Origin of the sequence: Streptococcus sp. 1032 (assembly GCF_013277015.1) — a bacterium.
GTDB lineage: Bacteria > Bacillota > Bacilli > Lactobacillales > Streptococcaceae > Streptococcus.
The window spans coordinates 1-12,242 of record NZ_VMMD01000006.1 but is presented as its reverse complement, the minus strand read 5'-3'; the positions used below and the strand labels follow the sequence as shown (position 1 = coordinate 12,242).

The window sequence follows — 12,242 nt, the reverse complement described above, 5'->3', positions numbered from 1 at the left end:
CGTTCCTATGAGGATTTCCTAAATTATTTAACCCTTAATCAACTAGACTCTTGGCTAGAAATGGATACCGTTATGGGCAGAATGGGAGGTAAAGTCCTACTCACCTTCAATCTATCTTTCTGTAACTTTATCTTCGCTAGACTGCTGGATAATAAAACTGCCCTTGAGGTTACCAAACACCTCTATGACATCAAGAACACTCTTCACCAAGCTGACAAAGATTTCTTCCAACTCTTCCCTGTCATTCTTACCGATAATGGTGGAGAGTTTGCCAGGGTCGATGATATCGAAATGGATGCGCGAGGAGAGAGTAAACTCTTCTTTTGTGACCCTAATCGCTCTGACCAGAAAGGGAGAATTGAGAAAAATCACACGCTGATTCGCGACATTCTACCTAAAGGAACTTCTTTTGACAATTTAACTCAAGAGGACATCAATCTCGTCTGCTCTCATGTCAACAGCGTCAAACGTGCTGCTTTGAATGGAAAGTCAGCTTATGAACTCTTTGCCTTTACTTATGGAGAAGAAATTCCTAAGCTTCTCGGCATTTCTAAAATACCTGCAGAAGACGTCTGTCAGTCTTCTAAATTACTCCAACATAAGTTCTAAAAACTAACCTAAAACCCTATTCAAACGTCTCACACTAACTTCCACCATAGCGGAACTTAGTTTGGGAATTTACCCTTTTTCGAATGTAAGCCCTATCTACGATACTGTTTCAAGAAACGAGTCATTTTTTCTTGGATTTGGGCAAGTTCATCAACACGAGGAAGGTAAACGATACGGAAGTGGTCTGGTTCCTTCCAGTTAAAACCACGACCATGAACCAAGAGAACCTTTTCCTGCTTCAAGAAATCAAGAACAAACTGCTCATCATCATCGATACGGTACATATTGCGGTCGATTTTAGGGAAGATATAGAGTCCAGCCTTGGGTTTAACAGCAGAGAGACCTGGAATCTCTTTAATGGCATTATAAATGAAATTTCTTTGCTCGTAAATTCGTCCACCAGGAAGGAGCAATTCATCGACTGACTGGTGCCCACCTAGTGATGTTTGTACGACTTGCTGGGCCAAAACGTTAGAGCAAAGACGCATATTGGACAGCATATTGAGCCCTTCTATATAGCCTTTAACATGTGTCTTAGGACCAGATAAGACCATCCAACCCACACGGAAACCAGCGATACGATGGGATTTTGACAGACCATTCATGCTGACACAGAAGACATCTGGTGCCAAGCTCGCCACAGGCGTATGCACATGCCCATCCATTACCATACGGTCGTAAATTTCATCCGCAAAGATAATCAAATCGTTTTGACGGGCAATCTCAATAATCTCCAACAAGAGTTCCTTAGGATAAAGGGCTCCAGTTGGGTTGTTTGGATTGATAAGGACGATTGCCTTGGTATTGGAAGTAATTTTTGACTTGATATCGTCAATATCTGGATACCATTCTGCAGCTTCATCACAGATATAGTGAACGGCATTTCCTCCAGCTAGGCTGACAGCCGCTGTCCAGAGAGGATAGTCTGGCATAGGCACCAAGACTTCATCTCCATTGTCCAAAAGCCCCTGCATGGACATGACAATCAGCTCACTGACACCATTTCCAAGATAAATATCATCAATATCTACGTTTGGGAATTTCTTCAATTGGCAATACTGCATGATAGCCTTACGGGCTGAGAAAATCCCTTTTGAGTCAGAATAACCTTCACTATCACGCGCATTCATAATCAAGTCATGAATGACTTCGTCTGGCGCTGTAAAACCAAATTCTGCTGGATTTCCTGTATTCAGACGTAAAATCTTTTCTCCATTTGCTCGCATCCGCATGGCTTCTTCCAAAACAGGCCCACGGATATCATAAGCAACATGCTCTAACTTACTAGACTTGTTATATTCTTTCATCTTGTTTCCTCAATTCATCGAGATAGTAACATTATACCACTAGAAAGACAATGCGACAAGTTTGCTGAAATGTGTTACTAAAATCCTACAGAAGAAAAGCCTCGCTAAAAGCGAGGTCAAGACAGGGGAGATAGCAGGTGTTTTGCCAAAAAAACATCACATACCAAAAGATAATCCTAGAAAAAGCAAGCCTAAAAAGGAGTCATAGAGAAGATTGAACATGAGGAAAAGCCCCCATATCATCAAGTAACCCCAACGGCCACTTCGTTTTGCAACTAGGAATAAGATTAGATGGTAGAGTAGATGAAAGACTAAAAAGCCGATAAAACCTGGATAAAGAAGCGGAATCAGCTTCTCTAATTGCCAGATCATGATTACTTCTACCAAGACTGAAACTAGGATAATTCCATAATAAAGGAAATTTGATTTTTGAAAAGAGTTTTTCATCATTCTCCCTCCCTTCACTTCTTTCCTGCTATCCTTTCTTTTATTTTATCATATATTTATATAGATTTTAAGAGCTAACATTCTTTTAAAAAATACTTTTTTTGCTTTACTTCTATAGTGAAAAGGTTTACAATGATAGTAAGAAAATTTCAGGAGGTTTCATTATGGCACAACGTTACCAAAATATCATGGTCGCAATCGATGGTTCTAAGGAAGCGGACTTGGCTTTTATCAAGGGAGTTCATTCTGCTCTACGAAACGACGCTAAACTCACCATCGCACATGTCATTGACACACGCGCTCTTCAAAGCGTATCCACCTTTGATGCTGAAGTTTACGAACAACTCCAAGTTGACGCTGAAAGTCTGATGAAAGAGTACGAAAAACGTGCTAAAGATGCTGGTGTGGCAGATGTTCATATCGTCATTGAAATGGGAAATCCAAAGACCCTACTAGCACGTACTATTCCAGATACTGAGGAAGTGGATCTCATCCTCGTTGGCGCAACTGGTCTCAACGCCTTTGAACGCCTTTTGGTCGGTTCTTCATCTGAATACATCCTCCGCCATGCTAAGGTCGATTTGCTGGTTGTGAGAGAACAAGAAAAAACCTTATAATTACAAAGAAAAGGAGCTCAGCGCTCCTTTTTGTTTACTATTTATACTCTTCGAAAATCTCTTCAAACCACGTCAACGTCGCCTTGCCGTAGGTATGTTACTGACTTCGTCAGTTTCATCTGCAACCTCAAAGCAGTGCTTTGAGCAACCTGCAGCTAGTTTCCTAGTTTGCTCTTTGATTTTCATTGAGTATTATTTCTCTCTTTATGACGTTCATAAGCCTTAAGCTGACGCTGCAGTTCCTTTTTAATAGCAGGTTCTGGAGCATATTTTTCTTCCCAATCATCTGGCTTTAAGATTTTGTGGGTCACTGGATCAAAATGAGCCTTGCCATCTGGGAAAATTTTCCCCATATTGGCCTGATGGACAATATCAAAAATACGTTCTGGGTCCACTCCCATCAAGACAAAACTGCCATAGGTGAAGTAAAGTGTGTCAATCAAGGCATCCACTTGCCCTATCAAATCTTGCTGAGCAGGCGTCTTCTTGGCTACTTTATCTGCCGCCTTATCAAGAGCTTGATGAAGTTGCGATAGAGCTTGACCAAAATCCTCTTCCGAAGGACTGGCAGCTCGAACAAACTCCACCAATTCTTCTATTTTAAAGCCAGCCCTATGGGTTGCACCTTCTAAATCCCAAGCTCTAGGTTCTTCTTGGGTTCGTTCATCCATCATGTGGTGGAAGGTCTTGACCTTATTGAAATGATAGTCACGGCTGACAAAGACTTTTTCTGAAGACAAAACACCAAAATGTTCCAAGGCCTTGTGGATTCCGTCTTGCTGATTGCTAGTGGTAATGTGCTTGGCAACTTCCTTGACACTGCTACTACCATTTCCCATAGCGACCGACATACCGACACCAGCCAGCATTTCTAAGTCGTTATCTGAGTCACCAAAGGCCATGACTTGATTAAGGTCAAAGCCATATTCTTTTCCGACTCGGCGTATGCCTTCCAATTTAGAGTTTCCTTGATTGATGACATCCGCTGCAAAAGGATTGCTACGTGTCAATTTCAAATCTTCAAAATCAGCTGCTGCCTTCTCAGATTCTTCTGGCGTCATCAGCATCAAAACTTGGTAGATAGGCTGATTCATCAGATGAAGCAGGTCTTCTTCCTTTTGGGGAACAACCTTGCTGACCATGCGATTAAAAGACTGATTCACTGTTCGGGTTAGAACAGAGGGAACGAAGCGACTGATTCGTTGGGAAAAAGAACCCAGACCAAAGGACATGATTTTGGAACCCAGCATGGCATCCTTGGTCCCTAGGGCAATCTCCTTGCCCTCTTTTTTAGCATAGCTAATTAGATGACGCAAATGCAACTTGGAAATAGGGCTCGTGAACAAGACTCTGTCTTTAGTAAAGATATACTGGCCATTATAGGTTACCGCAAAGTCCAAATCCAAATCGTCCATCAATTCCTTAACAAAAAAAGGTCCTCGCCCTGTCGCTACGCCTACAAGCACCCCTTGTTCTTTGACAATCTTAATCGCATCCTTAGTGGATTTCAAAACACTCTTGCGATCGTTGACCAAGGTTCCATCGATATCAAAAAAAACAGCTTTGACTTCCATCCTATCCCAATCTCCCCTTTTGTGATACAATGATTATACCACATTTCAGAAAGAGTGAGTAAATCATGCCTAAGAAAATCCTTGTTTTACATACGGGTGGGACTATTTCCATGCAGGCCGATGCTTCTGGCGCTGTTGTGACGAGTTCAGATAATCCCATGAACCATGTGTCCAATCCTCTTGAAGGAATCCAAGTCCACGCCTTGGACTTTTTTAACCTGCCAAGCCCCCATATCAAACCCAAGCATATGCTGGCCCTCTACCAGAAAATTAAAGAGGAAGCTGCTAACTACGATGGAGTGGTGATCACACACGGGACCGATACTTTAGAGGAAACAGCCTATTTCCTTGATACCATGGAAGTCCCCCATATGCCTATCGTTATAACAGGGGCCATGCGCAGCTCCAACGAACTCGGCAGTGATGGTGTTTATAATTATCTAAGTGCTTTGCGAGTAGCTAGCGATGACAGGGCTGCTGACAAAGGAGTTTTAGTCGTTATGAACGATGAAATCCACGCTGCCAAGTATGTTACCAAAACGCATACGACCAATGTCAGTACCTTCCAGACTCCTACCCACGGCCCCCTTGGTCTCATCATGAAACAGGAAATCCTCTACTTCAAAACAGCTGAACCTCGTGTTCGCTTTGACCTTGATCACATACAAGGTTTAGTCCCTATTATCTCGGCTTATGCTGGTATGACAGATGAGCTGATTGATATGCTGGATTTGGAACAATTGGACGGTTTGATTATCCAAGCCTTCGGAGCTGGTAATATACCCAAAGAAACCGCTCAAAAATTAGAAAGCCTTCTGCAAAAAGGAATCCCAGTCGCCCTGGTTTCACGATGTTTTAACGGTATAGCTGAGCCTGTTTATGCCTACCAAGGTGGGGGCGTGCAGTTGCAAAAGGCAGGTGTTTTCTTTGTCAAAGAACTCAACGCCCAAAAAGCCCGCTTGAAACTCCTAATTGCCCTCAATGCCGGACTAAAAGGGCAGGCTTTGAAAGACTATATGGAAGGCTAATACTCTTCGAAAATCTCTTCAAACCACGTCAGCTTCACCTTGCCGTATGTATGGTTNNATCTACAACCTCAAAAACATGTTTTGAGCTGACTTCGTCAGTTCTATCTGCAACCTCAAAACAGTGCCTTGAGCTGACTTCGTCAGTTCTATCTGCAACCTCAAAACAGTGCCTTGAGCTGACTTCGTCAGTTCTATCTGCAACCTCAAAACAGTGTGTTGAGCTGACTTCGTCAGTTTCATCTACAACCTCAAAGCAGTGTGTTGCGCAGCCTTTAACCAGCCGCCTAGTCCGCTCTGTGGTATTCATTGAGTCGACATCTCTTGTTTAAGAGCACAAAATCAGGAAATCTTCTCGATTCCCTGATTTTTTCTATTTACGTTTTCGTGTTGAACGACGTTCTGTCAATCCATGAGGTAAGAGAACTTCACGTTCTTCCAACTCTTCCTTGTGCATAATCTTAGTCAACATACGCATACTAATGGCACCAAGGTCATAAAGAGGTTGGGCAATCGTTGTCAAGTTTGGACGGGTAAAGCGTGAGATTTGTGAATCATCACTAGTAATAATTTCAAAATCTTCTGGCACAGAAACACCCTTATCAGCCAAACCGTTCAAGACTCCTGCTGCCAACTCATCACCTGTTACAACTGCTGCAGTTGCATTTGATGAAATCAAACGCTCTGCCAAGGCGTAACCATCGTCATAAGTGTATTTAGACTCGAATACCAAGCCTTCGCTATAAGGAATATCTGCTTTTTTCAAGGTTTCCTTGTAGCCAACCAAACGAACCTTACCATTGATGTCATCCACTAGTGGACCGCTGACAAAAGCAATGCGCTCATTTTCTTTAACGAGGTAGGTCATTGCATCAATCGTAGCTTGTTTGTAGTCAATATTGACACTTGGCAACTGGTGCTCAACATCGACAGTTCCTGCGAGAACAATCGGAGTACGTGAACGCGAAAATTCTGAGCGAATTTTATCTGTCAAGTGATAACCCATAAAGATAATGCCATCTACCTGCTTTGAAAAGAGGGTATTGACAACAGAAACTTCTTTCTCGTTATCTTCATCGCTATTAGCTAGGACAATATTGTACTTGTACATTTCTGCAATATCATCAATCCCCTTAGCCAAACTCGAAAAATAACCATTGGTAATATTTGGAATCACGACACCGACAGTAGTTGTCTTTTTACTTGCAAGACCACGCGCAACTGCATTTGGACGATAATCCAAACGATCAATTACCTCTAGCACTTTTTTACGGGTATTCTCTTTTACATTTTTATTGCCATTGACCACACGGCTGACCGTCGCCATGGAAACACCTGCTTCACGAGCGACATCATAAATGGTTACTGTATCATCTGCATTCATTCCTTTTCCTGCCCTTTCTATCCCACACATTCTTTTACAAGTAGAGGCACCGATTGAAACTCTATATCTACTTACAAAAGTGAAGATGTGAAAATTTCGTTTTCATGTTTCTACTTATTCCATTCTATCACTAATTGTAAACACTTTCAAGTGTTTTTTGAAGATTGATTGAAAAAATTTCATAGAAAGCCTAGGTTTAGCTCTTGCTACCACCTTAGAGTAAACAAAAAGGAGGAAACCAAGCCCTCCTCAAGTTACAAAATTGTTTGATTAAATAATTTCAATTTTAGCACATAATGGTTTTCGCATTATGATAGTATCACAACCAACCAGATTCTTTCGCGATATTAGCTGCCTCTGTTCTATTACCTGCATCTAGTTTTGAAAGAATATTGGTGACATAGTTTCGGACTGTTCCGTTTGATAAATAAAGTTGATCTGCAATTTCTTGGTTAGAGAAGCCTTGAGCAATTCCCTTTAAAACGGCGATTTCTTGCTCTGTTAACGGATTGGGATGCGTCATCACCACTTCCATCAATTCAGGCGAATATTCCTTCCGTCCTTCTAGGACGGTGTGCAAGGTTTGCATGAGGTCTGCAATGTTTCTTTCTTTTAATACATAAGCATCTACTCCAGCCTTGACCGCACGTTCAAAATACCCAGGACGCTTGAAGGTCGTCACCACAACCACCTTTGTTTCTAGATTTACTGCTCGTATCCACTCCAAGACTTCAAGACCTGTCTTAACAGGCATTTCTACGTCAAGGATGGCAATATCCACAGACTCCTTTTCTAATAGTTGGATTGCTTCTTGCCCATTCTTGGCTTGAAAGACAGACTCTACATCCGGTTGAAGCGTGAGCAATTGACACATAGCATCTCGCAACATACTTTGATCTTCTGCGACTAATACTTTCATCTACTTTCTCTCCTTATAAGGTAGTCGAACCTGCACTTCCGTTGGATGTTTCTGACTGATTACACTTACTTCTCCTGAAAATGGAAGGATACGTTCTCGGACTGTATGGAGCTCATTACCCTTTATAGAAGCGAAACCACAGCCATCATCACTTACTGCTAGAATGAGTTCCTTCTCTGTCCGTTCTAATTTCAAGTAAGCTTTAGACGCATTGGCATGTTTGATGATATTGGTTACTAACTCAAGCAAAATCATGGAAGCCGTTGACTCCAATTCCTGAGTTAAGCTAGCTGTATCTAGTTGATTAGCTATTTCCACCTCAATTCCAGCAATTTCTAACATCTTTTTCACAGTCTCTAGTTCGGATGTCAAAGTTCTAGACTTAAGATTTTCCACAATGGTTCGCACTTCACGCATTGATTCTTTGCTAATTTGCTGTATTTCTCTTAATTCCTTTTCCACCTGTTGATAAGCCTGCATCTGTAATAACTGTAATGCTAAATCTGTCTTGACACTAAGCATAGCAAAAGTATGTCCCAGACTATCATGCAAATCTTGACCGATACGATTGCGCTCATTTTCTGCTAGCAATAGATTTATCTGGGCATTTTGCTTAGTCTGAGCTTCTTTCAAATCTTCCACAATACGAATCCGAACCAAGCCAAAAGTCATCAAATCGACAAAAGTAAGAATTACAAGCATATAGACTAGAAACTCAACTTCGATTCTCTGAAAAATCAAAAGTCGCCCCATAACAAGGACTTGAGCAAGGAGAAAACTCCAGACATGTAAAGACTTTAAACTACCTACGCCAAAATGATAAATTAAGAGATTGGAAAGGAAAAAGAAAAACCAGATATAATTCACAGCAACAAAGACGGTATTCCCAGCTACATAGACCAGCATGATCCCCCAGAAAAGCCAAGATAGGCGCTGGTTCTTAGTTATTAAAACACCCAAATACGTCACTACAAATAGAATATCAACCAATAAATGCCAGGCAGAAAGCCACCCAGTCACTACAGGTAGGATGGGGAAAATCATAAAAATTAAACTGGCCCAAAACATATAGTGTATGCTTTTCAGTCTTTCAAGCATTAAGCATTCTCCTTATGACCTTGAAGGTAAATGGTCAAACCAAACAAAACTGCTGAAAAAACAAGTAGATAAACTGTGGCTGATAGATTGATGCTACCCTCGTTTAAGAAGGTCTTGAGCAACTCCATCAACTGATAAGTTGGTAGGCACTTCCCGATTGCTTGCATCCAGTCTGGAAATAAAGAGATGGGCATCCAGAGTCCACCTAAAACAGCCAAGCCTAGATAGAGAAGATTGCCCACGACAGACATCAGCTGACTAGAAGGCAAGAGTGTCAAGGTCAAGCCAAGCGCTACAAAAGCTACACTTCCTACTATCAGCAAGAACGCAGCCCCAATCCAGCTTGCTAGAGGCATGTCTACACCTCTTACAAAATGTCCAACTGTAAAAACAACCAGAATTGAAACCAAATAATCAACCAGCATACTTGTTATCTTTGATAGATAATATTCTACCATATTTACAGGGCTATGACGCAATGTTTTCTGCCAGTTGTTCATCTTATCGGTATGTAAGACAGCTGGGAATGAAAAGATAGCGGTCGACATCATGGAAAAGGCAGTCATGGAGATGAGGTAATCACGCATAAAATTAGCCGGTCCACCTGGTGTGTCCTGGTACATGCCTGAAAAGAATAAATAGAAGGCTGTCGGCATCCCTACGGATAATAGATAATAGACTAATTGTCGTTTGGTCAATAGAAATTCTATCTTGTTTAGTGCGATCCATTGTTTCATCTTAGTCATCTCCCTTTTGTGTTTCTTCAAAGATTGTATCCAGCAAGCTACGATTATTGACTTCAATTTCTTGAATCCTACATCCTGCTCGGACTAATAGTTCCCAGAAAGCATTTGCCTCTCGTGTGACAACTTGCAGAGCATCTTGTTTTTGTACCCACCTTTCAACCAAGACTGACTTCTCAACGACTTCCTTGTAAGCCAGCGGAAGGATAAAATGCTTTTCAATCTCCTCACTACGCATAGCTAGAGGCGTCGTATCACGAATCAACTCTCCCTTATTCAAGACCAAGATTCGGTCCGCTGTATGCTCTACCTCTTCGATATAATGGGAGGAATAGAGAATGGTAACTCCCTTAGCTTTTAGTTCCTGAACAATTTCCCAAAAGCGTTGACGAGTTGAAGTATCCATGGCCGCAGTTGGCTCATCTAAAAAGACAAGTTTTGGTCGGCCAATCAAGGTCAAGACAAAAGAGAAAAGACGCTTTTGCCCACCTGACAATTTTTCTGCAAATTGCTCTTTCTGTTGCTGATCAAACTGCAATAGTTGATCGATTTCCTGGTTGCTCAAGGGATTTGGATAAATACTTTGAAAGAAAGCAATCAACTCTTTGACCTTTAATTTCTGAACGATAACATTTTCTTGAGGGAGATAGGATCTTGTGTAGTCTAACTGAGAACTCGTCACTGGCAAGCCTTGGATGGATACTTGACCGCTTGTGACCAGTTTATCTCCAAGCAAACAATCTAAGAGTGTTGTCTTCCCAGCTCCATTTGGACCAATTAAGGCAACACATTCACCATCGTTGATTTCAACGGAGATGTTCCGCAAAATCTCCTTGTCTTTTATTTTCTTACTCAATTTCTCAACTTTAATCACAGTCATGAGACTCTCCTTTCAACCACTCCATTCTCATAAGGAAAACGACGAAAATCATAAATCCAAACCCCAAAGCACCACGGATGAATTGGTGAAGGAAGGCTTGATCAAACCAACCTGTAAACATTTCTACCAACCATACCACTAGTGATAGTCCAATAAAAAGATAGAGAAACGCTTTTTTCATTTTTCAAACTCCTTTTTCACATCTGAGACTAATTTCAAACCTTCTCGGATAAGCCAGGACATCATTCCAAATCCTGCAAATAGCTCCCAAGGAAAATGATAGAAATCTTCATCCAATCCTGAGAACATGAGATAAGTCATGACTCCTGCTGCTACTAAACTCATTGCGACAATTACTTTATGTTTCATTTTTTCTTCCTCCACTTGATACATCTAGTATAATTCTTTGAAGGTAGAATCACTAGAAGCTTCTGTCATGAGGAGATATGACAAATGTCATAAAAGATTCTGTTCAAAACAAGCAAGATACACTATACAATAAAACACAAGTAGAAAAATCTAAGGCAACTTCCTCAAAAGAGATATCAAACCCCATTCACACTATAATGTAAACTAATACTTATTTAAAATCAAAAGAGCGGAAATTTTTATCGTACAAACATATATATTATATGTAGGACAAAAAACTCTTCAATTACTTTCTTAAAAGTTTGTAAGAATTATACAATCTGTTAAATTTTAATTTATGTACCTAAACTACAGTATTCATTGAACAAATCAGGAAACAAAAAAATATACGCAATCAAAATGAATTGCTGAAAATCAAAAAAGAGAGAACCAAAATGATTCTCTCTTAATGTATATAATATCTCGTTATAAAAACACACACTCACATATCTCTGTAATGTATCGGGAAGACAGGATTCGAACCTGCGACACCTTGGTCCCAAACCAAGTACTCTACCAAGCTGAGCTACTTCCCGAGTTAAAAAGAAAAATGCACCCTAGAGGAGTCGAACCTCTAACCGCCTGATTCGTAGTCAGGTACTCTATCCAGTTGAGCTAAGGGTGCTCATTAGTTTATGCCGAGGACCGGAATCGAACCGGTACGATCGTTACCAATCGCAGGATTTTAAGTCCTGTGCGTCTGCCAGTTCCGCCACCCCGGCCTCTCTAAGCGAACGACGGGATTCGAACCCGCGACCCCCACCTTGGCAAGGTGGTGTTCTACCACTGAACTACGTTCGCACTGTTTTCTTCTATCTAAAAATGCCGGCTACATGACTTGAACACGCGACCCTCTGATTACAAATCAGATGCTCTACCAACTGAGCTAAGCCGGCTCATTTGTTATATCTTAATGCGGGTTAAGGGACTTGAACCCCCACGCCGTTAAGCGCCAGATCCTAAATCTGGTGCGTCTGCCAATTCCGCCAAACCCGCAGATATGACCCGTACTGGGCTCGAACCAGTGACCCATTGATTAAAAGTCAATTGCTCTACCAACTGAGCTAACGAGTCTAAAATAACTTCCGTTATTCTAACGGTCCCGACGGGAATCGAACCCGCGATCTTCGCCGTGACAGGGCGACGTGATAACCGCTACACTACGGGACCTTTGGGAGTTAACGGGATCGAACCGCTGACCCTCTGCTTGTAAGGCAGATGCTCTCCCAGC

12 protein-coding genes, 8 tRNA genes and 1 pseudogene are annotated in these 12,242 nt (G+C 41.5%); 3 read left to right on the top strand and 18 right to left on the bottom strand.

The annotated features are described in order from the left end of the window. Nucleotides 1-609: pseudogene (locus HT711_RS01330) on the top strand (IS30 family transposase); the annotation flags it as partial. Between the two features lie 92 nt (nucleotides 610-701). Here HT711_RS01330 and HT711_RS01325 read toward each other — a convergent pair. Both HT711_RS01325 and HT711_RS01320 read right to left on the bottom strand, forming a co-directional pair. Further along, nucleotides 702-1,916, bottom strand: coding sequence for a pyridoxal phosphate-dependent aminotransferase (locus tag HT711_RS01325; RefSeq protein WP_164226913.1), 1,215 nt, complete (start codon nucleotides 1,914-1,916; stop codon nucleotides 702-704). A 156-nt stretch (nucleotides 1,917-2,072) separates the two neighbouring features. Then, nucleotides 2,073-2,366, bottom strand: a complete 294-nt coding sequence (locus HT711_RS01320; protein ID WP_173249703.1) for a hypothetical protein — start codon at nucleotides 2,364-2,366, stop codon at nucleotides 2,073-2,075. A 161-nt stretch (nucleotides 2,367-2,527) separates the two neighbouring features. Here HT711_RS01320 and HT711_RS01315 point away from each other — a divergent pair, with 161 nt between their 5' ends. Next, nucleotides 2,528-2,980, top strand: coding sequence for a universal stress protein (locus HT711_RS01315; RefSeq protein WP_000079145.1), 453 nt, complete (start codon nucleotides 2,528-2,530; stop codon nucleotides 2,978-2,980). Nucleotides 2,981-3,162: 182 nt separating this feature from the next. Here the strand turns inward: HT711_RS01315 and HT711_RS01310 are convergent, their stop codons facing one another. Further along, on the bottom strand, nucleotides 3,163-4,554 hold the full coding sequence (locus HT711_RS01310; protein ID WP_173249702.1) for a Cof-type HAD-IIB family hydrolase: 1,392 nt from the start codon (nucleotides 4,552-4,554) through the stop codon (nucleotides 3,163-3,165). A gap of 65 nt (nucleotides 4,555-4,619) precedes the next feature. On the opposite strand from HT711_RS01310, the gene HT711_RS01305 reads away from it, so the two are divergent. Continuing rightward, on the top strand, nucleotides 4,620-5,582 hold the full coding sequence (locus HT711_RS01305; RefSeq protein WP_173249701.1) for an asparaginase: 963 nt from the start codon (nucleotides 4,620-4,622) through the stop codon (nucleotides 5,580-5,582). Nucleotides 5,583-5,952: 370 nt separating this feature from the next. Here the strand turns inward: HT711_RS01305 and ccpA are convergent, their stop codons facing one another. The 15 genes from ccpA to HT711_RS01230 form a co-directional block, all read right to left on the bottom strand. Then, nucleotides 5,953-6,963: a catabolite control protein A gene (gene ccpA / locus HT711_RS01300; RefSeq protein ID WP_173249700.1), complete on the bottom strand. Its 1,011-nt coding sequence runs from the start codon at nucleotides 6,961-6,963 to the stop codon at nucleotides 5,953-5,955. 319 nt (nucleotides 6,964-7,282) lie between these two features. Beyond that, nucleotides 7,283-7,882 carry a response regulator transcription factor gene (locus tag HT711_RS01295; protein ID WP_173212246.1) on the bottom strand — a complete coding sequence of 200 codons (600 nt, stop codon included), beginning with the start codon at nucleotides 7,880-7,882 and terminating at the stop codon, nucleotides 7,283-7,285. Beyond that, on the bottom strand, nucleotides 7,883-8,980 hold the full coding sequence (locus tag HT711_RS01290) for a sensor histidine kinase (protein ID WP_173212248.1): 1,098 nt from the start codon (nucleotides 8,978-8,980) through the stop codon (nucleotides 7,883-7,885). After that, complete coding sequence (locus tag HT711_RS01285; RefSeq protein ID WP_173212250.1) at nucleotides 8,980-9,717, bottom strand: ABC transporter permease; 738 nt, start codon at nucleotides 9,715-9,717, stop codon at nucleotides 8,980-8,982. The genes HT711_RS01290 and HT711_RS01285 overlap by 1 nt, the downstream gene beginning before the upstream one ends. Before the next feature lies 1 nt (nucleotide 9,718). Next, the gene (locus HT711_RS01280) at nucleotides 9,719-10,603 is read right to left on the bottom strand and encodes an ABC transporter ATP-binding protein (RefSeq protein WP_173233627.1); all 885 of its coding nucleotides are present in this window, start codon (nucleotides 10,601-10,603) and stop codon (nucleotides 9,719-9,721) included. Beyond that, nucleotides 10,590-10,784: a hypothetical protein gene (locus tag HT711_RS01275; protein ID WP_173212254.1), complete on the bottom strand. Its 195-nt coding sequence runs from the start codon at nucleotides 10,782-10,784 to the stop codon at nucleotides 10,590-10,592. Before HT711_RS01275 ends, HT711_RS01280 begins: the two co-directional genes overlap by 14 nt. Further along, complete coding sequence (locus HT711_RS01270) at nucleotides 10,781-10,972, bottom strand: hypothetical protein (protein ID WP_012972435.1); 192 nt, start codon at nucleotides 10,970-10,972, stop codon at nucleotides 10,781-10,783. Before HT711_RS01270 ends, HT711_RS01275 begins: the two co-directional genes overlap by 4 nt. 501 nt (nucleotides 10,973-11,473) lie before the next feature. Further along, nucleotides 11,474-11,547: transfer RNA gene (locus HT711_RS01265), tRNA-Pro, on the bottom strand. Between the two features lie 15 nt (nucleotides 11,548-11,562). Next, nucleotides 11,563-11,636, bottom strand: a tRNA-Arg gene (locus HT711_RS01260). Between the two features lie 11 nt (nucleotides 11,637-11,647). After that, nucleotides 11,648-11,733: transfer RNA gene (locus HT711_RS01255), tRNA-Leu, on the bottom strand. Between the two features lie 7 nt (nucleotides 11,734-11,740). Next, a tRNA-Gly gene (locus HT711_RS01250) sits at nucleotides 11,741-11,812 on the bottom strand. Nucleotides 11,813-11,834: 22 nt separating this feature from the next. Continuing rightward, nucleotides 11,835-11,907, bottom strand: a tRNA-Thr gene (locus tag HT711_RS01245). Between the two features lie 18 nt (nucleotides 11,908-11,925). Continuing rightward, nucleotides 11,926-12,007 (bottom strand) — tRNA-Leu (locus HT711_RS01240). Between the two features lie 5 nt (nucleotides 12,008-12,012). Then, nucleotides 12,013-12,085: transfer RNA gene (locus tag HT711_RS01235), tRNA-Lys, on the bottom strand. A 23-nt stretch (nucleotides 12,086-12,108) separates the two neighbouring features. Next, nucleotides 12,109-12,181, bottom strand: a tRNA-Asp gene (locus tag HT711_RS01230). Nucleotides 12,182-12,242: the final 61 nt, after the last annotated feature.

Excerpts from the sequence above, each read along its gene's own strand:
- HT711_RS01325 (WP_164226913.1), bottom strand. The coding sequence starts at position 1,916 with ATGAAAGAATATAACAAGTCTAGTAAGTTAGAGCATGTTGCTTATGAT.
- HT711_RS01320 (WP_173249703.1), bottom strand. The coding sequence starts at position 2,366 with ATGATGAAAAACTCTTTTCAAAAATCAAATTTCCTTTATTATGGAATT.
- HT711_RS01315 (WP_000079145.1), top strand. The coding sequence starts at position 2,528 with ATGGCACAACGTTACCAAAATATCATGGTCGCAATCGATGGTTCTAAG.
- HT711_RS01310 (WP_173249702.1), bottom strand. The coding sequence starts at position 4,554 with ATGGAAGTCAAAGCTGTTTTTTTTGATATCGATGGAACCTTGGTCAAC.
- HT711_RS01305 (WP_173249701.1), top strand. The coding sequence starts at position 4,620 with ATGCCTAAGAAAATCCTTGTTTTACATACGGGTGGGACTATTTCCATG.
- ccpA (WP_173249700.1), bottom strand. The coding sequence starts at position 6,963 with ATGAATGCAGATGATACAGTAACCATTTATGATGTCGCTCGTGAAGCA.
- HT711_RS01295 (WP_173212246.1), bottom strand. The coding sequence starts at position 7,882 with ATGAAAGTATTAGTCGCAGAAGATCAAAGTATGTTGCGAGATGCTATG.
- HT711_RS01290 (WP_173212248.1), bottom strand. The coding sequence starts at position 8,980 with ATGCTTGAAAGACTGAAAAGCATACACTATATGTTTTGGGCCAGTTTA.
- HT711_RS01285 (WP_173212250.1), bottom strand. The coding sequence starts at position 9,717 with ATGAAACAATGGATCGCACTAAACAAGATAGAATTTCTATTGACCAAA.
- HT711_RS01280 (WP_173233627.1), bottom strand. The coding sequence starts at position 10,603 with ATGACTGTGATTAAAGTTGAGAAATTGAGTAAGAAAATAAAAGACAAG.
- HT711_RS01275 (WP_173212254.1), bottom strand. The coding sequence starts at position 10,784 with ATGAAAAAAGCGTTTCTCTATCTTTTTATTGGACTATCACTAGTGGTA.
- HT711_RS01270 (WP_012972435.1), bottom strand. The coding sequence starts at position 10,972 with ATGAAACATAAAGTAATTGTCGCAATGAGTTTAGTAGCAGCAGGAGTC.